This is a genomic window from Streptococcus mitis SK575 (assembly GCF_000257865.1).
GTDB lineage: Bacteria > Bacillota > Bacilli > Lactobacillales > Streptococcaceae > Streptococcus > Streptococcus mitis_CQ.
The window spans coordinates 1-19,893 of the sequence record NZ_AICU01000086.1 but is presented as its reverse complement, the minus strand read 5'-3'; the positions used below and the strand labels follow the sequence as shown (position 1 = coordinate 19,893).

The following is a 19,893-nucleotide window of genomic DNA, read 5'->3' as shown; positions in this document are numbered from 1 at the left end:
AGTCCTTTTTGATTACATAAATTGGGCGATAAAGACCACGATGATGATGATTGGAATGACGAAACGAAGAAGGAATAGCCAAACTTGGAACAGTCCTTGTTTCCATGCGGTTTCATCAAGATGGAGTTCCTCCATTGCAAGAGCCTTTTTAAAGATATAGCCTGTAAAAAGTGAAAGGCAGAGAGCTCCAAATGGCATGAGAAGATTGGAAACCAAGAAGTCCATAGCGTCAAAGAATGTCTTCCCAAAAATGTGAACATCCGCCATGACACCGTAAGATAGGGCTGAAGGAATTCCAAAGACAAAGGTCAAGATTCCTAAAATAGCACTCCATTTAGCACGATTACTGTTGTCCTGATTGGTGATATTACCCACATTGATTTCCAGCATAACAACGGAAGAAGTGACTGTCGCAAAGAGGAAGAGCAAGAGGAAGAGGATGTAGAAAATGGTTCCAAAAGGCATCTTGTCAAAGAGTTGAGGCAAGACGATAAAGAGCAGGCTCGGTCCCCCTTCAGACTGGATATTGAAGGCTGACATGGCTGGGAAAATGGCTAGACCTGCCATGATGGATACCGAGATATTCATGGCAACGATGGAAATCCCTGATTGAACCAGATTGGTTTTCTTGTCCAAGTAAGAAGCATAGGTCAACATGGCTGTAACCCCTAGTGAGAGGGCAAAGAAAGATTGTCCCAGAGCATAGAGGAGACCAGAACTGGTTAGTTTTGAAAAGTCTGGTTTTAGGAAGTAAAGAACCCCTTCCATGGCATTTGGCAAACTGAGAGAGCGCCCGATGATGACAACAAAGATGATAAAGAGCAGAGGCATCATAACTTTAGATGCTCTTTCAATCCCTTTTTGAACCCCACGTGATACAATAAAGATATTTAATAATATAAAGGCTGCTTGAGCTCCAAGCGCAATGGCTGGATTTGAAATGATGGAAGTAAATAACTGAGCATAATCACCCGTTCCACCAAGTTGGAACAATTTTCCAAACTCAATGCCTAGATAGACTAAAATCCATCCTCCAATAACACTGTAGAAAGATAAGAGGATAAAGAGGGCAAAGGCACCAATCCAACCGATAAAGTTGTACTTGCTATTCTTGCCTAGTTTTCCAAAGGTTTTGATAGCTGAAACACCGGCACTTCGGCCGAGGGCAAACTCAGCTAGCAAAAGGGGAAAACCGATTAGAATAGTGGAGATGAGAAAGACTAGTAAAAAGCCACCTCCACCGTTAGCAGCAGTCATATAGGGGAATTTCCAAACGGCACCAAGTCCGATGGCTGAACCAGCAGATGCTAGAATAAAGCCCAGTTTAGAACCCCATTGAGATTTTTCAGACATAGTTAAACTCCTAAAATTAGTATTACAAAAGAAAAAGCTACTGCCCTTGGCAAATAGCCTCATAAGTACTCAAAATGAGCGTTTCTTTTGATTGATAGACTTGACTATCCTATCATGTTTTCTAAGGTCTGTCAAGAAAACCATTTTCATGTTATGATAAAGTAAAAAAGTAAAAAATTTCGCAAAATCGCTTGACTCTGACCTAAGGGGAGAGGGTATACTATCAATGTAAGGAGGAAATCATGTACCATATAAAAGAAGCTGCGCAGCTTTCAGGTGTCTCTGTCAAGACCCTGCACCACTACGATAAGATAGGACTTTTGGTTCCTTTAAAGTCGGAAAACGGCTATCGAACCTACAGTCAGGAGGATTTGGAACGCCTTCAGGTTATTCTTTACTACAAATATCTAGGTTTTTCTTTAGAAAAAATAGCAGAGCTATTAAAGGAAGAAAGGACAGATTTATTGCCCCATCTGATCAGGCAGTTGGACTATTTGACTCGAGAAAGGGAACATCTGGATACCTTGATTTCAACCTTGCAAAAAACCATTCAAGAACAAAAAGGAGAAAGAGAAATGAGCATTCAAGAGAAATTTGCTGGATTTAACTACCAAGACCATCAAAAATACCATCAAGAGGCGGTAGAGAAATATGGACAAGAAGTCATGGACCAAGCGATCGAGCGCCAAAAAGGTCACGAAGACGAAGTTACGGCTGCCTTCAACCAGGTTTTTCGAGCCTTGTCACAAAATATTCAAGCTGGTTTACCTGCAACAGCAACAGAAAACCAAGAAGAAGCTGCTAAACTCTTGCAAGCCATACGTACTTATGGATTTGACTGCTCTATCGAGGTCTTTGGTCATATTGGAAAAGGCTATGTCTATAATCCAGAGTTTAAGGAAAATATTGACAAATTTGGAACTGGAACAGCCCAGTACACATCAGATGTGATTGCGCACTATGTCCAAACTCAGACAAAATAAAATCGGAGGAGTATTCTTCCGATTTTTACTAAATTCAAGCACTACTTGCTTAATAATTTTTCTACTACATTTAGTTTTCGCATGGTCAAATCTACATTAAAAAGCTTTTCAAGATAGTTGGTATGGAGTTTCTTTTGTTTTGCAGTTCTAGGGAGATAGAGGTAAAGACAATGGTTACCGATACAAATTTCTTCTTCACCGTAATCAATTTTCAATTTTTCTAAAGGGAGACTTTGAATAGCTTCTTGATAAAAAATCACGTGTACACGGTCATAAAGATAGTGTTCTCCAAAAGGGTTTTCTTGGACAATTTTTTTAAAATCACTTTTGTTCTTGATTACCATTTTTAAGTCAGCACCAATATTTTCATTTATTAGAGTATGAACACGTTCTCGTATTTTTTCTATATCTAAGTCACTTTCAAGAATGATATTCCCACTTTGAATATAGGTTCGAACGTGTTGAAAACCAGCTTCTGTCAAGATATCTACTAGATAAGACATTTTAGGGACAGCATTTTTTCCATTAGGAGTAACTCCCCTTAACAAGATAATATGTTCCAAAGGACTTCCTTTCTTTTGGGGCTGATTTAGCCATTGAATAATTTAGATTTAGTTTGGATTTGATCCAGCCACCCAGCCAGTGCAGAGGGCAGAAGTGATGTTAAAACCACCCGTGTGGGCGTTGATATCCAGTACCTCACCAGCAAAGTGGAGGCCAGGTACCAGCTTACTTTCAAGGGTTTTAGGATTGATTTCCTTGAGACTGACGCCACCCTTAGTAACAAAGGATTTGGCAAGAGACATTTTACCAGTTACAGGAATTTTAAGTTCCTTGATGGACTGGAGAAGTTGTTCTCGTTCCTTTTCAGTCAACTGTTTGACTTTTTCTGGATATCCTTGCGCAAAAAATTCTGCCAAGCGTTCTGGCAACAAGGTTCTTAAAGCATTTTTCAAGGATTTTTCCCGATTTTCTTCTAGAAATGTAGCCAAGTCCTTCTCAGAAAGTTGAGGTAAAACATCTAGCGAGAGAACCTCCCCACCCTTGACAAAGCTGGACATACGCAGGGCAGCAGGGCCTGACAAACCAAAGTGGGTAAAGAGCAAATCGTGAGTGATAACATGCTTACCATAGCTTAGGGTCACATCGTCCAATGAAATTCCTTGCAAGGCCTTGTGTGGAAAATCTGTCAACAAAGGACTTTCAGCAGCCTCAAGCTCGGTAATGGTATGCTTGAAATGACGAGCAATCTCGTGGCCAAAACCAGTCGAGCCAGTGGAAGGATAGGATTTCCCACCAGTTGTGACAATGAGTTTCTCACAAGTGAAGCTTTGGTCTACGGACTTAAGGACAAATTGGTCATCTACCTTTTTAACCGAAACAATCTCGGTTTGAGTAGCAACTTGGCCGCCTAGCTCAGTGATTTTCTTTTCCAAGGCCTCTATAATTGTCCGAGACTTGTCAGTAGCAGGAAAGACGCGTCCGTGGTCCTCGACCTTAAGTTTAACCCCATTTTCCGTAAAAAAGTTAATGATATCATGGTTATCAAACTGGGAGAAGACACTATAAAGAAAGCGTCCGTTCCCAGGGATTCCAGCTAGTAGGTCATCTAGAGTTCCGTTGTTGGTTACATTGCAACGTCCCCCACCAGTCCCAGCTAATTTTTTTCCAAGTTTCCGATTTTTTTCGATGAGGAGGGTTTTCTGACCATAAAAGCTACTGGAAATCGTAGCCATCATGCCAGCAGGACCTCCACCGATGACAATAGTATCAAAATGTTTCATAGCTCTATTGTACCACAAAAAAACAAGAGATGAAGTCACCTCTTGTCAAGAATGCAATTAATCAATTTCATATCCCATCAGCAAACCACCATCTTCTGCATAAAAACTGCAGAGACCAGATGTTGGGAGAATTTTAATATCCGCCTGTGGGAAATTTTCGCGGATTCGCTCTGAGAGCTGTTGGCAACATTTCTCGTTATTGCGTTGGGCCATGACAATACGGCCACCAGCATATCCAGCTTTAATGATTTCATCATAGGCAGCTTGAACTGATTTCTTTGGTCCTCGTGCTTTTTGTAGCAATTCGAGAGTTCCAGTTTCACTAGCTTCTCCGACCATACGAATGTTGAGAAGGCCAACGACTGTACCGATAAGCTTGCTCAAACGGCCGTTCTTCACCAAGTTATCGACTTTGGCTAGGACAAAAAGTAACTTGGTTTTTTCTTGATAGGCAGTGATAGCTTCAACCACTTCTTCAAAAGATAAGCCTTGGTCAATCAAGTCATTTAATTTTTCTACGAGCAAGTCAACTTCCCCACCAGCAGACAAACTATCAATTAGATGAATCTTAGTATCAGGATGGTCTTCAAGATAAATATTCTTTGCTAGTTGAGCACTATTGTGACTGCCAGAAAGAGTACCTGTGATGGTTACTAGGAAAATGTTTTTGGCTCCTTCAAATGCTCGCAAATAATCATCTGGGCTTGGACAAGCTGATTTTGAAGCTTCTGAAGTTGCATACATGGTTTCCATCATTTGGTCAATGTCAAGACTGGCATCATCAACAAAGACCTGATCAGCTACTTGAATGGTTAAGGGGACACTTACAAAGGTCGTGTCAATAGCTGGTGTCTCCAGCTGACGATAATCACAACCAGAGTCAGCAATAATCTTCCAAGTCATAGAAATTCTCCATCTTTGTCAGTTATACATTGACAAAGGTTCTGTCTTTTTTTACAATTATATCATGAAAGCCCTTGAAACAAAAGCCTCATCCGTCTGTTGTGACAAGTAGAAAGAAAATGTTATGTCTGAACGTAGAATCTCTGAAAAGTCTCTTGAAAATCTCAGAAAATCAAACCAAGAATCCAATTTATTAACCAGAGAAGCCATTGAAACAGCCCTCTTGCAACTCTTGGAAAAAAAGGACCTGACCAAGATTAGTATTTCTGAATTGGTCAAACGTGCAGGCGTTTCTCGTGCAGCCTTTTATCGCAATTATAATTCCAAAGAGGAGATTTTAGAAAGTGTCTTTAAACGAACTGTCCACAATATTATGGAACAGTTGCATCGTTATGATTTAAAGACAGACCTTTATCTGGTCTGGGTTCACCTTTTCCGGGAGGCCAGAAAGGAAGCCAGAGTGATTCAACTGGCCTTAGATTACCATCTGGAAAAAATCTTTGTCCAAGCCATGCAGGAGTTTCTGGAAAAATACCATGGAAAATCAAAAGGTGTCAGCTCTTATCTTCATTCCTTCTGGAGCTCGGCCATCGTCTCTGTCCTTCTAAAGTGGATCAAGGATGGCATGAAGGTACCAGCTGAAAAGATTGCGGATTTAGGATTACCATTTTTTAAAAAATAGAGAAAAAGGAGAAAAGAGATGACTGAAAAAAGACTGGCCTGGGATGAGTATTTTGCAGCCCAAGCATTACTAATTGCTAATCGTTCCACTTGTAAACGTGCCAAAGTGGGTGCGATTCTGGTAAAGGATAATAAGGTTATTTCCACTGGTTACAATGGTTCGGTGTCAGGTACCGAGCATTGTATTGATCACGAATGTCTGGTCATTGAAGGCCACTGTGTTCGCACCCTTCACGCTGAGGTCAATGCTATCCTTCAAGGTGCAGAACGTGGTGTTCCAAAAGGTTTTACAGCCTATGTAACCCATTTTCCTTGTCTGAACTGTACAAAACAATTGCTTCAGGTCGGTTGCAAGCGCGTGGTTTATATCAACCAGTACCGAATGGATGACTATGCCCAATACCTTTATCAAGAAAAAGGGACAGAATTGACCCATCTACCACTTGAGACAGTACAGGCAGCTCTTAAAGAAGCAGATTTAATGTAAAAATTATCAAAAATAAATGGTTTAGAAAGATTTTTAAACCGTTTTTTGGTATAATAAGAAGAATAAATTGAAAGAAGGAATTCCAAAAATGGGAAAAATTGAAGTTATTAATCATCCACTGATTCAACACAAATTGTCAATCTTGCGTCGTACAGATACTTCTACAAAAGCTTTCCGTGAGCTAGTAGATGAGATTGCAATGTTGATGGGGTATGAAGTACTTCGTGATCTTCCACTAGAAGATGTGGAAATCGAAACACCAATCACAAAAACAGTTCAAAAACAATTGGCAGGTAAGAAATTGGCCATCGTTCCAATCTTGCGTGCGGGTATCGGGATGGTTGATGGTCTCTTGAGCTTGGTTCCAGCTGCTAAAGTTGGTCACATCGGTATGTACCGTGATGAAGAAACCCTTCAACCAGTTGAATACTTGGTGAAATTGCCTGAAGATATTGACCAACGTCAAATTTTTGTAGTAGACCCAATGTTGGCAACAGGTGGTTCAGCAATCTTGGCTGTTGACTCGCTTAAAAAACGTGGCGCATCAAATATCAAATTTGTCTGCCTTGTATCTGCTCCAGAAGGTGTAAAAGCCCTTCAAGAAGCTCATCCAGATGTAGAAATCTTTACAGCAGCCTTGGATGAACGCTTGAACGAACACGGTTATATCGTTCCAGGTCTTGGAGATGCTGGGGATCGCTTGTTCGGTACGAAATAACATTAAAAAGAGATTGACTTGGAAAAGAAGTTCCAGTCACGAAAGGAGGTTGAGTTTTTGTTTCTGTCTGATGAAAACAGAGCAAAAATTTGACCTTTTTTGACCAAGATATTATAATAGTCTTATCTTCAGTCATTTGACCAACAAAATTAAAACTCAAAAGGAGAAATAAATGATTCCTGTAGTTATTGAACAAACAAGCCGTGGAGAACGTTCTTACGATATTTACTCACGTCTTCTCAAAGACCGCATCATTATGCTGACAGGCCCAGTTGAAGACAATATGGCTAACTCTGTTATTGCCCAGTTGCTTTTCTTGGATGCCCAAGATAGTACAAAAGATATTTACCTTTATGTCAATACACCTGGTGGTTCTGTTTCAGCTGGCTTGGCAATCGTTGACACCATGAACTTTATCAAGGCTGATGTCCAAACCATCGTTATGGGTATGGCAGCATCTATGGGGACGGTCATCGCATCAAGTGGAGCAAAAGGCAAACGTTTCATGCTTCCAAATGCAGAGTATATGATTCACCAACCAATGGGTGGTACAGGTGGTGGTACTCAACAAACCGATATGGCTATCGCTGCAGAACATTTGCTTAAAACTCGTAAAACCTTGGAAAAAATCTTGGCTGAAAATTCAGGTCAGTCAATCGAAAAAGTCCATGCAGATGCAGAACGTGATAACTGGATGAGTGCCCAAGAAACACTTGAATATGGCTTTATTGATGAAATCATGGCCAACAATTCATTGAACTAATGATGATAGAAGGCAAACTCGACTGGGTTTGCTTTTTTTGGTATAATAGGGAGAGATTTCTTAGAAAGAGGATTTATCATGTTTGAAAAAGTCAATCGATCTGGCTTGATTATCTATCTTTACTATAATCGTGATGCCAAAAAACTGCAGGATTATGGAGATATTACCTATCATTCCAAGAAACATCGTTACTTACAGCTTTATGTTCCAACTCAAGAAGTGGAGCAATTGGTCGGGCGCTTGGGTAAGGAAAAGTTTATAAAAAAAGTCAGAGTTTGTCATATCCAAGAGCTGGAAACACCCTTTGTGGGCAATCTTCATCGAGAGGAAAACGTTATCATCGAAAAAGTTCAAGAAAAGTGTTGACAATTTTCTGATAATTCGGTATATTCTTAACATGCTATTTATTTAAGAAATAAGGAGACAAAAAAGATGAAGAAAAAATTTGCCCTATCGTTTGTGGCGCTTGCAAGTGTAGCACTTCTTGCAGCCTGTGGAGAAGTGAAGTCTGGAGCGTCAAACGCTGCTGGTAACTCAGTAGAGGAAAAGACAATCAAAATTGGATTTAACTTCGAGGAAACTGGTGCCGTAGCAGCCTACGGTACATCTGAACAAAAAGGTGCCCAATTGGCTGTTGATGAAATCAATGCAGCAGGTGGTATCGATGGAAAACAAATCGAAGTAGTTGATAAAGATAACAAGTCTGAAACAGCAGAGGCTGCTTCAGTAACAACTAACCTTGTAACCCAATCTAAAGTATCAGCAATCGTAGGACCTGCGACGTCTGGTGCAACTGCAGCTGCGGTAGCGAACGCTACAAAAGCTGGTGTTCCATTGATTTCACCAAGTGCGACGCAAGATGGATTGACTAAAGGTCAAGATTACCTCTTTATCGGAACTTTCCAAGATAGCTTCCAAGGAAAAATTATCTCAAACTATGTTTCTGAAAAATTGCAAGCTAAGAAAGTTGTTCTTTACACTGACAATGCCAGCGACTATGCTAAAGGTATTGCCAAAGCCTTCCGTGAAGCTTACAAAGGTGAAATCGTTGCAGATGAAACTTTCGTAGCAGGTGACACAGACTTCCAAGCAGCCCTTACAAAAATGAAAGGGAAAGACTTTGATGCTATCATCGTCCCTGGTTACTACACTGAAGCTGGTAAAATTGTAAACCAAGCGCGTGGTATGGGAATTGACAAACCAATCGTTGGTGGTGATGGATTCAACGGTGAAGAGTTTGTACAACAAGCAACTGCTGAAAAAGCATCAAACATCTACTTTATCTCAGGCTTCTCAACTACTGTAGAAGTTTCAGCTAAAGCAAAAGCTTTCCTTGATGCTTACCGTGCTAAGTACAATGAAGAGCCTTCAACATTTGCAGCCTTGGCTTATGACTCAGTTCACCTTGTAGCAAATGCAGCAAAAGGTGCTAAAAACTCTGGTGAAATCAAGAATAACCTTGCTAAAACAAAAGATTTTGAAGGTGTAACTGGTCAAACAAGCTTCGATGCAGACCACAACACAGTCAAAACTGCTTACATGATGACCATGAACAATGGTAAGGTTGAAGCAGCAGAAGTTGTAAAACCATAATAGAAAAATGTTGAAATAGGGAATGAGCCTCGGACTCACTCCCTGTTTCGATGTTTAAGAACCTATCAAAAAGTGAGGGGCAACCCTCGGAATTGTAAATAGAAAGAGTGAATCTTATGCTCCAACAACTAGTAAATGGTTTGATTCTAGGTAGTGTATACGCGCTGTTAGCCCTAGGATATACCATGGTTTACGGAATTATCAAGCTCATCAACTTTGCCCACGGTGATATTTATATGATGGGAGCCTTTATCGGTTATTTCTTGATCAATTCTTTCCAAATGAATTTCTTTGTAGCGCTTATTGTAGCCATGCTAGCGACAGCCATTCTTGGTGTCGTGATTGAGTTTCTTGCTTACCGACCTTTGCGTCACTCTACTCGTATTGCTGTTTTGATTACAGCTATTGGGGTTTCTTTCCTATTGGAGTATGGGATGGTCTATCTGGTTGGTGCCAATACCCGTGCCTTCCCTCAAGCGATTCAAACAGTTCGCTATGATTTGGGACCAGTTAGCCTAACAAACGTGCAGTTAATGATTTTGGCCATTTCCTTGATTTTGATGATTTTGTTACAAGTCATTGTCCAAAAGACTAAGATGGGGAAAGCCATGCGTGCAGTATCAGTAGATAGCGATGCGGCGCAATTGATGGGGATCAATGTAAACCGTACTATCAGCTTTACCTTCGCTTTGGGTTCTGCTCTTGCGGGTGCAGCTGGTGTTCTGATTGCCCTCTATTATAACTCTCTTGAACCTTTGATGGGGGTTACTCCAGGTCTTAAGTCTTTCGTTGCCGCAGTACTTGGTGGTATCGGGATTATTCCTGGTGCGGCTCTTGGTGGCTTTGTGATTGGTCTATTGGAAACCTTTGCGACAGCCTTTGGGATGTCAGACTTCCGTGATGCCATTGTTTATGGAATCTTGTTGTTGATCTTGATTGTCCGCCCAGCTGGTATCCTTGGTAAAAATGTGAAAGAGAAGGTGTAAGCGATGAAAGAAAATTTAAAAGTTAATATTCTATGGTTACTCCTTTTGTTAGCTGGCTATGGCTTGATTAGTGTACTGGTTTCAGTCGGAGTACTCAACCTATTCTATGTACAGATTTTACAACAAATCGGAATCAATATTATTCTGGCTGTTGGTCTCAACTTAATCGTTGGTTTTTCAGGACAATTTTCACTTGGGCATGCTGGTTTCATGGCGATTGGTGCCTATGCAGCAGCTATTATTGGTTCTAAATCACCAACCTACGGTGCCTTCTTTGGAGCCATGCTGATAGGGGCTTTACTTTCAGGAGCAGTTGCCTTGCTTGTCGGAATTCCAACTTTACGCTTGAAGGGGGATTACCTTGCGGTGGCGACTCTAGGTGTTTCTGAAATCATCCGTATCTTTATCATCAATGGCGGAAGTCTTACAAATGGTGCGGCAGGTATCTTGGGAATTCCTAACTTTACAACTTGGCAAATGGTTTACTTCTTTGTCGTGATCACAACCATTGCAACATTGAACTTCTTGCGTAGTCCAATTGGTCGTTCAACCCTCTCCGTTCGTGAGGATGAAATTGCTGCTGAGTCAGTTGGGGTTAATACGACTAAAATTAAAATTATCGCTTTTGTCTTTGGTGCTATTACTGCAAGTATTGCAGGGTCACTTCAGGCAGGATTTATCGGGTCTGTTGTACCGAAAGATTACACTTTCATCAACTCAATCAATGTTTTGATTATTGTTGTATTTGGTGGACTTGGTTCCATTACAGGTGCAATCGTTTCAGCTATTGTCCTTGGAATTTTGAATATGCTTCTCCAAGATGTTGCCAGCGTGCGTATGATTATTTACGCTTTGGCCTTGGTATTGGTAATGATTTTCAGACCAGGTGGACTCCTTGGAACATGGGAATTGAGCCTATCACGTTTCTTTAAAAAATCTAAGAAGGAGGAACAAAACTAATGGCATTACTTGAAGTAAAACAGTTAACCAAACATTTTGGCGGTCTAACAGCTGTTGGAGATGTGACTCTTGAATTGAACGAAGGGGAACTGGTTGGACTAATTGGTCCAAACGGAGCTGGGAAAACCACCCTTTTCAACCTCTTGACGGGTGTTTATGAACCAAGTGAGGGAACAGTAACCCTTGATGGTCACCTTTTGAATGGAAAGTCACCTTATAAGATTGCTTCTTTGGGACTTGGACGTACATTCCAAAATATCCGTCTCTTTAAAGATTTAACAGTTTTGGACAATGTTTTGATTGCTTTTGGCAACCATCACAAACAACATGTTTTTGCTAGTTTTTTGCGCTTACCAGCTTTTTACAAGAGTGAAAAAGAATTAAAGGCTAAGGCTTTGGAATTGTTGAAAATCTTTGATTTAGATGGTGATGCAGAAACGCTTGCTAAAAATCTTGCCTACGGACAACAACGTCGTTTGGAAATTGTTCGTGCCCTTGCTACGGAACCTAAAATTCTCTTTTTAGATGAACCAGCAGCAGGTATGAACCCGCAGGAAACAGCAGAATTGACTGAGTTAATTCGTCGTATTAAAGATGAATTTAAGATTACAATCATGCTGATTGAACACGATATGAATCTGGTTATGGAAGTAACAGAACGTATCTACGTACTTGAATATGGTCGTTTGATTGCTCAGGGAACTCCGGACGAAATTAAGACCAATAAACGCGTTATCGAAGCTTATCTAGGAGGTGAAGCCTAATGTCTATGTTAAAAGTTGATAATCTTTCTGTGCATTACGGCATGATCCAGGCAGTCCGTGATGTAAGCTTTGAAGTGAATGAAGGAGAAGTTGTTTCCCTTATCGGTGCCAATGGTGCAGGTAAGACAACTATTCTCCGTACCTTGTCTGGTTTGGTTCGACCAAGTTCTGGAAAGATTGAATTTTTAGGTCAAGAAATCCAAAAAATGCCGGCTCAGAAAATCGTGGCAGGTGGTCTTTCACAAGTACCAGAAGGACGCCACGTCTTCCCTGGCTTGACTGTTATGGAAAATCTAGAAATGGGAGCTTTCTTAAAGAAAAACCGTGAAGAAAATCAAGCTAACTTGAAGAAGGTTTTCTCACGCTTCCCTCGTCTTGAAGAACGGAAGAACCAAGATGCAGCTACTCTTTCAGGGGGAGAACAACAAATGCTTGCCATGGGACGCGCTCTTATGTCAACACCAAAACTTCTTCTTTTAGATGAACCATCAATGGGACTTGCTCCAATCTTTATCCAAGAAATTTTTGATATCATTCAAGATATTCAGAAGCAAGGAACAACTGTCCTCTTGATTGAACAAAATGCCAATAAAGCACTTGCAATCTCTGACCGAGGCTATGTACTGGAAACAGGGAAAATCGTCCTATCAGGAACAGGAAAAGAACTCGCTTCATCAGAAGAAGTCAGAAAAGCATATCTAGGTGGCTAAAAAGGTCCGGGGGACCTTTTTAGTCGGCAGATGAAGATTGCGTAAGCAATCTTCGCATAGTCTGGGAGACTAGTTTAGGTTGCAAATGAAGATTACGAAGTAATCTTCATTAATAGTCCGGGGGACCTTTTTAGTCGGCGGATGAAGATTGCGAATCAATCATCAAATCCAGTGGATTGTTTTAGTTGGCAGATGAAGATAACGAAGCAATTCTCATCTGCACTGGAAGGTTAGCTTCTGATAATTGAAACAAAATCGAATGAAGCGTACCTATCCTTCATTCACAGAGCTCGATTTTAGAGCTCTTTTTGCTAGCTTATTCATACTTTTCTGAATTTTGAAAAAGAAATGTAAGCGTTTGATAGATTTGCAAAAAGATTGTATAATAGGGATAAGAATAGAAAAGGAGAAGTCTCATGGCAGTTAAAGATTTTATGACCCGCAAGGTAGTTTATATTAGTCCAGATACAACAGTATCTCATGCAGCAGATTTAATGAGAGAGCAAGGATTGCACCGCTTGCCTGTTATCGAAAATGATCAATTGGTTGGTTTGGTGACTGAGGGCACCATTGCCCAAGCTAGTCCATCAAAAGCAACCAGTCTTTCTATCTATGAGATGAATTATCTTCTAAATAAGACAAAAGTAAAAGATGTCATGATTCGCGATGTTGTCACTGTTTCAGGCTATGCGAGTCTAGAGGATGCAACTTATCTGATGTTAAAAAACAAGATTGGTATTCTTCCTGTCGTAGATAATCATCAAGTATACGGAGTTATTACGGACCGTGACGTTTTCCAAGCCTTTCTTGAAATTGCTGGTTATGGAGAAGAAGGAATTCGTGTGCGCTTTGTTACAGAAGATGAAGTTGGTGTCCTCGGAAAGATTGTTTCTTTGATTGCAGAAGAAAATTTGAATATCTCTCATACAGTAAATATTCCGCGTAAAGATGGTAAGGTGATTATCGAAGTTCAAATCGATGGCTCAATTGATTTACCATCCTTGAAAGAAAAATTTGAATCAGAGAATATTCAAGTAGAAGAGATTACTCGTACTTCAGCAAAAGTTTTGTAAGAAGGGAAGCCGAAAGGCTTCTTTTTACGTGTAATAAGAGATTAGAGCAAAAGATGGAAAGAAATGATAAAATATGCTATAATGAAATGATGTAAAAAAGGAGTATTTATGGACATTTCAGTAATTCGTCAGAAAATTGACGCAAATCGTGAAAAATTAGCTTCTTTCAGGGGGTCTCTTTGACCTAGAAGGTCTAGAGGAAGAGATTGCCATCTTGGAAAATAAGATGACAGAACCTGATTTTTGGAACGATAATATCGCGGCCCAAAAAACGTCGCAAGAATTAAATGAATTAAAAAACACCTACAACACCTTCCACAAAATGGAAGAATTGCAGGATGAAGTCGAAATTTTATTAGACTTTTTAGCTGAAGATGAGTCGGTGCATGAAGAATTGGTTGAGCAGTTATCAGAACTTGATAAGATGATGACCAGTTACGAGATGACTCTACTCTTGTCAGAACCTTATGACCACAACAATGCCATCTTGGAAATCCATCCAGGATCTGGTGGTACTGAGGCTCAGGACTGGGGAGATATGTTACTTCGTATGTACACTCGTTATGGTAATACTAAAGGCTTTAAAGTAGAAGTCTTGGATTATCAAGCAGGTGATGAGGCTGGTATCAAGTCAGTAACCTTATCATTTGAAGGTCCTAATGCCTATGGCCTTCTCAAGTCAGAAATGGGTGTGCACCGTTTGGTGCGAATTTCACCATTTGACTCTGCTAAACGTCGCCATACCTCTTTCACATCTGTAGAAGTGATGCCTGAGTTGGACGATACCATTGAAGTGGAAATCCGGGAAGATGACATCAAGATGGATACCTTCCGTTCAGGTGGTGCCGGTGGACAAAACGTCAACAAGGTTTCAACAGGTGTACGTTTAACCCACATTCCAACTGGAATTGTTGTCCAATCAACGGTCGATCGTACCCAGTATGGAAATAGAGATCGAGCTATGAAGATGTTGCAGGCTAAGCTCTATCAAATGGAGCAAGAAAAGAAAGCTGCGGAGGTAGATTCCCTCAAGGGTGAGAAAAAAGAAATCACATGGGGAAGCCAAATCCGTTCTTATGTCTTCACGCCTTATACTATGGTAAAAGATCATCGAACTAGCTTTGAAGTTGCTCAGGTAGATAAGGTTATGGACGGAGACCTAGATGGTTTTATCGATGCCTACCTCAAGTGGCGAATCAGCTAAGAAAGAAAGGAACTCACATGTCAATCATTGAAATGAGAGATGTCGTCAAAAAATACGACAACGGAACGACTGCCCTACGCGGTGTTTCGGTCAGCGTTCAACCGGGAGAATTTGCTTACATTGTAGGACCTTCAGGAGCAGGGAAGTCAACCTTCATTCGTTCTCTATATCGTGAAGTAAAAATCGATAAAGGAAGCCTATCAGTTGCTGGTTTTAATCTTGTTAAGATCAAAAAGAAAGACGTCCCGCTTCTACGTCGTAGTGTTGGGGTTGTCTTCCAGGATTATAAACTGTTGCCAAAGAAAACGGTCTATGAAAATATTGCTTACGCTATGGAAGTAATCGGGGAAAATCGCCGTAATATCAAAAAACGTGTGATGGAAGTTTTAGACTTGGTTGGGTTGAAGCACAAGGTTCGTTCTTTCCCAAATGAGCTCTCAGGTGGAGAGCAACAGCGGATTGCGATTGCACGTGCCATTGTAAATAATCCCAAAGTATTGATAGCCGATGAACCAACAGGAAACCTGGACCCGGATAATTCATGGGAAATTATGAATCTCTTGGAACGGATTAACCTACAAGGGACAACTATTTTGATGGCGACTCATAATAGCCAGATTGTAAATACCTTGCGCCACCGTGTCATTGCCATTGAAAATGGCCGTGTCGTTCGTGACGAATCAAAAGGAGAGTATGGATACGATGATTAGTAGATTTTTTCGCCATTTATTTGAATCACTAAAAAGTTTGAAACGAAATGGTTGGATGACAGTGGCTGCTGTCAGCTCAGTCATGATTACTTTGACCTTGGTTGCCATATTTGCTTCTGTTATTTTCAATACAGCGAAACTAGCTACAGATATTGAAAATAATGTTCGAGTGATGGTTTATATTCGCAAGGATGTAGCTGATAATAGCGAGACTATTGAAAAAGAAGGTCAAACTGTTACAAATAATGACTACCACAAGGTATACAATGCTTTGAAGGGGATGTCTACTGTTAAGAGTGTTACTTTTTCAAGTAAAGAAGAACAATATGAAAAATTAACCGAGACAATGGGTGATAACTGGAAAATTTTTGAAGGAGATGCCAACCCCCTCTATGATGCTTATATAGTAGATACCAATACGCCAAGTGATGTAAAAACTGTAGCCGAGGATGCTAAAAAAATTGAAGGTGTGTCTGAGGTTCAGGATGGTGGTGCCAATACAGAACGCCTATTCCAACTAGCATCATTTATCCGTGTTTGGGGATTAGTTATTGCAGGACTTTTGATTTTCATTGCAGTTTTCTTGATTTCAAATACCATTCGTATCACCATTATTTCCCGCAGTCGTGAAATTCAAATCATGCGCTTGGTTGGTGCTAAGAACAGTTATATCCGTGGACCTTTCTTACTTGAAGGTGCCTTCATTGGTTTACTTGGAGCAACTGCGCCATCAGTGTTGGTCTTTATTGTTTATCGAATGGTTTACCAATCTGTCAATAAGTCATTAGTCGGACAAAATCTGTCTATGATCACGCCAGAGGTATTTACTCCTCTAATGATTGCCCTATTATTTGTGATTGGGATTTTCATTGGTTCACTGGGATCAGGAATTTCCATGCGCCGATTCTTGAAGATTTAGGTAAACTAGTTACTTTTATGAGGAGATTAAATGATCTCCTTTTTTGCTACAAAAATTTTAGAAAAAAGTCTACTTTTTTTTGTAAAAGCCTTTACAAAAAAAATTAAAGTGGTATAATTAAATCATAAAAGGTGCAAACGTTTTCGTAAAACGTTTGCCTAAATAAAAATAAAGGAGATTTGAATGATGAAAGATACATTCAAAAATGTCTTGTCTTTCGAATTTTGGCAAAAATTCGGTAAGGCTTTGATGGTGGTTATCGCGGTTATGCCGGCTGCTGGTTTGATGATTTCAATCGGTAAGTCTATCGTGATGATTAACCCAACCTTTGCACCACTCGTTATTACTGGTGGTGTACTAGAGCAAATCGGTTGGGGAGTTATCGTTAACCTTCATATCTTGTTCGCCCTCGCTATTGGAGGAAGCTGGGCTAAAGAACGTGCTGGTGGTGCTTTCGCCGCTGGTCTTGCCTTCATCTTGATTAACCGTATCACTGGTACAATCTTTGGTGTATCAGGCGATATGTTGAAAAATCCAGATGCTATGGTAACTACTCTCTTTGGTGGTTCAATCAAAGTTGCTGATTACTTTATCAGTGTTCTTGAAGCTCCAGCCTTGAACATGGGTGTCTTCGTAGGGATTATTTCTGGTTTTATTGGAGCAACTGCTTACAATAAATACTATAACTTCCGTAAGCTTCCTGATGCACTTTCATTCTTTAACGGAAAACGTTTTGTACCATTTGTAGTTATTCTTCGTTCAATAATTGCTGCAATTGTACTTTCAGCTTTCTGGCCACTTGTGCAAACTGGTATCAATAGCTTTGGTATCTGGATTGCTAACTCACAACAAACTGCTCCAATCCTTGCACCATTCTTGTATGGTACATTGGAACGTTTGCTCTTGCCATTTGGTCTTCACCACATGTTGACTATCCCAATGAACTACACAGCTCTTGGTGGTACTTATGATGTCTTAACTGGTGCAGCTAAAGGTAGTCAAGTATTTGGTCAAGATCCACTTTGGCTTGCATGGGTAACAGACCTTGTAAACCTTAAAGGTACTGATGCTAGTCAATACCAACACTTGTTAGATACAGTACATCCAGCTCGTTTCAAAGTTGGACAAATGATCGGTTCATTCGGTATCTTGATGGGTGTAGTTGTGGCTATCTACCGTAATGTTGATGCTGACAAGAAACACAAATACAAAGGTATGATGATTGCGACAGCTCTTGCAACATTCTTGACAGGGGTTACTGAACCAATCGAATACATGTTCATGTTTGTAGCAACACCTATGTATCTTGTTTACTCACTTGTTCAAGGTGCTGCCTTCGCTATGGCTGACGTTGTAAACCTACGTATGCACTCATTCGGTTCAATCGAGTTCTTGACTCGTACACCTATTGCAATCAGTGCTGGTATCGGTATGGATATCATTAACTTCATTTGGGTAACTGTTCTCTTTGCTGTAATCATGTACTTTATCGCAAACTTCATGATTCAAAAATTCAACTACGCAACTCCAGGGCGTAACGGAAACTACGAAACTGCTGAAGGTTCAGAAGAATCTAGCAGCGAAGTGAAAGTTGCAGCAGGCTCTCAAGCTGTAAACATTATCAACCTTCTTGGTGGACGTGCAAACATCGTTGATGTTGACGCATGTATGACTCGTCTTCGTGTAACTGTTAAAGATGCAGATAAAGTAGGAAATGCAGAGCAATGGAAAGCAGAAGGAGCTATGGGTCTTGTCATGAAAGGACAAGGGGTTCAAGCTATCTACGGACCAAAAGCTGACGTATTGAAATCTGATATCCAAGATATCCTTGATTCAGGTGAAATCATTCCTGAAACTCTTCCAAGCCAAATGACTGAAGCACAACAAAACACTGTTCACTTCAAAGGTCTTACTGAGGAAGTTTACTCAGTAGCAGACGGTCAAGTTGTTGCTTTGGAACAAGTAAAAGATCCAGTATTTGCTCAAAAAATGATGGGTGATGGATTTGCAGTAGAACCTGCAAATGGAAACATTGTATCTCCAGTTTCAGGTACTGTATCAAGCATCTTCCCAACAAAACATGCTCTTGGTATTGTGACTGAACCAGGTCTTGAAGTATTGGTTCACATTGGTTTGGACACAGTAAGTCTTGAAGGTAAACCATTTACAGTTCATGTTGCTGAAGGACAAAAAGTTGCAGCAGGAGATCTCCTTGTCACAGCTGACTTGGATGCTATCCGTGCAGCAGGACGTGAAACTTCAACAGTAGTTGTCTTCACAAATGGTGATGCAATTAAATCAGTTAAATTAGAAAAAACAGGTTCTCTTGCAGCTAAAACAGCAGTTGCTAAAGTAGAATTGTGATATACTTGAGGTTGGAAGCTGTATTCCAACCTCTTACTTTTGGGAGAAAAGAATGAAATTTTTAACACTCAATACTCATAGTTGGATGGAAAAAGAAGCTGAGGAAAAATTCCAGATTTTGCTTGAGGATATTCTTGAAAAAGACTATGATTTGATTTGTTTCCAAGAAATCAATCAGGAGATCACTTCGCCAGTGGTGGAGGTTAATGATCTCTATCAACCTTTGCCAGCAGCTGAGCCTATTCACCAAGATCACTATGTTAGACTCTTGGTTGAAAAGTTGTCTGAGCAAGGGAAAAATTACTACTGGACTTGGGCCTATAACCATATCGGTTATGATCGCTACCACGAAGGTGTGGCTATCTTGTCTAAAACACCTATTGAAGCCAGAGAAATTTTAGTTTCAGATGTGGATGATCCAACAGACTATCATACTCGCCGTGTTGCCGTGGCTGAAACTGTAGTTGATGGTAAGGAGCTTGCAGTTGCAAGTGTCCACCTTTCTTGGTGGGATAAAGGTTTCCAAGAAGAATGGGCACGATTTGAGGCTGTCTTGAAAGAATTGAACAAGCCGCTTTTGCTAGCTGGAGATTTCAACAATCCGGCTGGACAGGAAGGCTACCAGGAAATTTTAGCTAGTCCATTAGGCTTACAAGACGCATTTGAAGTTGCTCAAGAGAAAAGCGGTAGCTATACCGTTCCACCAGAAATTGATGGCTGGAAAGGGAACACTGAACCTCTTCGAATCGATTATGTCTTTACTACCAAAGAGTTAGCGGTGGAAAATTTACATGTCGTATTTGATGGTAACAAGAGTCCACAAGTGAGTGATCACTATGGCTTGAATGCTATTTTAAACTGGAAATAATAACTGAAAAGAGGTTGGAACTATAACATTCCAGCCTTTTTCTTATTAGAGAAGCTACTGGAAATAGCCT

The 19,893-nt window shown here is 40.4% G+C and carries 21 protein-coding genes; 17 read left to right on the top strand and 4 right to left on the bottom strand.

The window, feature by feature from the left end; all coding sequences use genetic code 11:
* Positions 1 to 12: 12 nt before the first annotated feature.
* The gene (locus tag HMPREF1048_RS11525) at positions 13 to 1,353 is read right to left on the bottom strand and encodes a sodium-dependent transporter (RefSeq protein WP_004249314.1); all 1,341 of its coding nucleotides are present in this window, start codon (positions 1,351 to 1,353) and stop codon (positions 13 to 15) included.
* 242 nt (positions 1,354 to 1,595) lie between these two features.
* Between HMPREF1048_RS11525 and HMPREF1048_RS11520 the strand changes: the two genes are divergently transcribed.
* Entirely contained in the window at positions 1,596 to 2,336 is a 741-nt protein-coding gene (locus HMPREF1048_RS11520) for a MerR family transcriptional regulator (protein WP_000274776.1), read from the top strand.
* Positions 2,337 to 2,377: 41 nt separating this feature from the next.
* Here HMPREF1048_RS11520 and HMPREF1048_RS11515 read toward each other — a convergent pair whose 3' ends face one another.
* Genes HMPREF1048_RS11515 through HMPREF1048_RS11505 form a run of 3 tightly spaced genes read right to left on the bottom strand, consistent with a single transcriptional unit; the run spans position 2,378 to position 5,023 of the window.
* Positions 2,378 to 2,899, bottom strand: coding sequence for a DUF1697 domain-containing protein (locus tag HMPREF1048_RS11515; protein ID WP_000400056.1), 522 nt, complete (start codon positions 2,897 to 2,899; stop codon positions 2,378 to 2,380).
* Positions 2,900 to 2,947: 48 nt separating this feature from the next.
* Positions 2,948 to 4,120, bottom strand: coding sequence for an aminoacetone oxidase (gene aao / locus HMPREF1048_RS11510; protein WP_000680067.1), 1,173 nt, complete (start codon positions 4,118 to 4,120; stop codon positions 2,948 to 2,950).
* A gap of 57 nt (positions 4,121 to 4,177) precedes the next feature.
* Positions 4,178 to 5,023, bottom strand: coding sequence for a DegV family protein (locus HMPREF1048_RS11505; protein ID WP_000219927.1), 846 nt, complete (start codon positions 5,021 to 5,023; stop codon positions 4,178 to 4,180).
* A 124-nt stretch (positions 5,024 to 5,147) separates the two neighbouring features.
* Between HMPREF1048_RS11505 and HMPREF1048_RS11500 the strand changes: the two genes are divergently transcribed.
* The 16 genes from HMPREF1048_RS11500 to HMPREF1048_RS11425 all read left to right on the top strand — a co-directional run bounded on the left by HMPREF1048_RS11500 (position 5,148) and on the right by HMPREF1048_RS11425 (position 19,823).
* Positions 5,148 to 5,705 (top strand): TetR/AcrR family transcriptional regulator, encoded by a 558-nt coding sequence (locus tag HMPREF1048_RS11500; protein ID WP_000004137.1) that lies wholly within the window; start codon positions 5,148 to 5,150, stop codon positions 5,703 to 5,705.
* An 18-nt stretch (positions 5,706 to 5,723) separates the two neighbouring features.
* The gene (locus HMPREF1048_RS11495; RefSeq protein WP_000136973.1) at positions 5,724 to 6,191 is read left to right on the top strand and encodes a deoxycytidylate deaminase; all 468 of its coding nucleotides are present in this window, start codon (positions 5,724 to 5,726) and stop codon (positions 6,189 to 6,191) included.
* A gap of 88 nt (positions 6,192 to 6,279) precedes the next feature.
* Positions 6,280 to 6,909 (top strand): uracil phosphoribosyltransferase, encoded by a 630-nt coding sequence (gene upp, locus HMPREF1048_RS11490; RefSeq protein ID WP_000515974.1) that lies wholly within the window; start codon positions 6,280 to 6,282, stop codon positions 6,907 to 6,909.
* Positions 6,910 to 7,081: 172 nt separating this feature from the next.
* Positions 7,082 to 7,672 (top strand): ATP-dependent Clp protease proteolytic subunit ClpP, encoded by a 591-nt coding sequence (gene clpP, locus HMPREF1048_RS11485; RefSeq protein WP_000613465.1) that lies wholly within the window; start codon positions 7,082 to 7,084, stop codon positions 7,670 to 7,672.
* A 78-nt stretch (positions 7,673 to 7,750) separates the two neighbouring features.
* Positions 7,751 to 8,038 carry a YlbG family protein gene (locus tag HMPREF1048_RS11480; RefSeq protein WP_000462121.1) on the top strand — a complete coding sequence of 96 codons (288 nt, stop codon included), beginning with the start codon at positions 7,751 to 7,753 and terminating at the stop codon, positions 8,036 to 8,038.
* Positions 8,039 to 8,104: 66 nt separating this feature from the next.
* On the top strand, positions 8,105 to 9,265 hold the full coding sequence (locus HMPREF1048_RS11475) for an ABC transporter substrate-binding protein (protein WP_000726120.1): 1,161 nt from the start codon (positions 8,105 to 8,107) through the stop codon (positions 9,263 to 9,265).
* A gap of 116 nt (positions 9,266 to 9,381) precedes the next feature.
* Positions 9,382 to 10,251, top strand: a complete 870-nt coding sequence (locus HMPREF1048_RS11470) for a branched-chain amino acid ABC transporter permease (RefSeq protein WP_000941427.1) — start codon at positions 9,382 to 9,384, stop codon at positions 10,249 to 10,251.
* Between the two features lie 3 nt (positions 10,252 to 10,254).
* Positions 10,255 to 11,211: a branched-chain amino acid ABC transporter permease gene (locus HMPREF1048_RS11465; RefSeq protein WP_000662286.1), complete on the top strand. Its 957-nt coding sequence runs from the start codon at positions 10,255 to 10,257 to the stop codon at positions 11,209 to 11,211.
* Positions 11,211 to 11,975, top strand: coding sequence for an ABC transporter ATP-binding protein (locus HMPREF1048_RS11460; RefSeq protein ID WP_001185997.1), 765 nt, complete (start codon positions 11,211 to 11,213; stop codon positions 11,973 to 11,975). The genes HMPREF1048_RS11465 and HMPREF1048_RS11460 overlap by 1 nt, the downstream gene beginning before the upstream one ends.
* Positions 11,975 to 12,685, top strand: a complete 711-nt coding sequence (locus HMPREF1048_RS11455; RefSeq protein WP_000062200.1) for an ABC transporter ATP-binding protein — start codon at positions 11,975 to 11,977, stop codon at positions 12,683 to 12,685. Before HMPREF1048_RS11460 ends, HMPREF1048_RS11455 begins: the two co-directional genes overlap by 1 nt.
* 416 nt (positions 12,686 to 13,101) lie before the next feature.
* Positions 13,102 to 13,758 (top strand): CBS domain-containing protein, encoded by a 657-nt coding sequence (locus HMPREF1048_RS11450; protein ID WP_000268661.1) that lies wholly within the window; start codon positions 13,102 to 13,104, stop codon positions 13,756 to 13,758.
* 108 nt (positions 13,759 to 13,866) lie between these two features.
* Positions 13,867 to 14,962 (top strand): peptide chain release factor 2 gene (prfB, locus tag HMPREF1048_RS11445; RefSeq protein WP_100207725.1). Its coding sequence is split into 2 segments (ribosomal slippage): positions 13,867 to 13,938 and positions 13,940 to 14,962, totalling 1,095 coding nucleotides; the frame shifts between segments, so codons are not numbered across the junction.
* Positions 14,963 to 14,979: 17 nt separating this feature from the next.
* Positions 14,980 to 15,672: a cell division ATP-binding protein FtsE gene (gene ftsE / locus HMPREF1048_RS11440; protein WP_000022265.1), complete on the top strand. Its 693-nt coding sequence runs from the start codon at positions 14,980 to 14,982 to the stop codon at positions 15,670 to 15,672.
* Positions 15,665 to 16,591, top strand: coding sequence for a permease-like cell division protein FtsX (ftsX, locus tag HMPREF1048_RS11435; protein WP_000625551.1), 927 nt, complete (start codon positions 15,665 to 15,667; stop codon positions 16,589 to 16,591). The genes ftsE and ftsX overlap by 8 nt, the downstream gene beginning before the upstream one ends.
* Positions 16,592 to 16,774: 183 nt before the next feature.
* On the top strand, positions 16,775 to 18,955 hold the full coding sequence (locus HMPREF1048_RS11430; protein WP_000974072.1) for a PTS transporter subunit IIBC: 2,181 nt from the start codon (positions 16,775 to 16,777) through the stop codon (positions 18,953 to 18,955).
* 52 nt (positions 18,956 to 19,007) lie between these two features.
* Positions 19,008 to 19,823 carry an endonuclease/exonuclease/phosphatase family protein gene (locus tag HMPREF1048_RS11425; RefSeq protein WP_000670824.1) on the top strand — a complete coding sequence of 272 codons (816 nt, stop codon included), beginning with the start codon at positions 19,008 to 19,010 and terminating at the stop codon, positions 19,821 to 19,823.
* Positions 19,824 to 19,893: the final 70 nt, after the last annotated feature.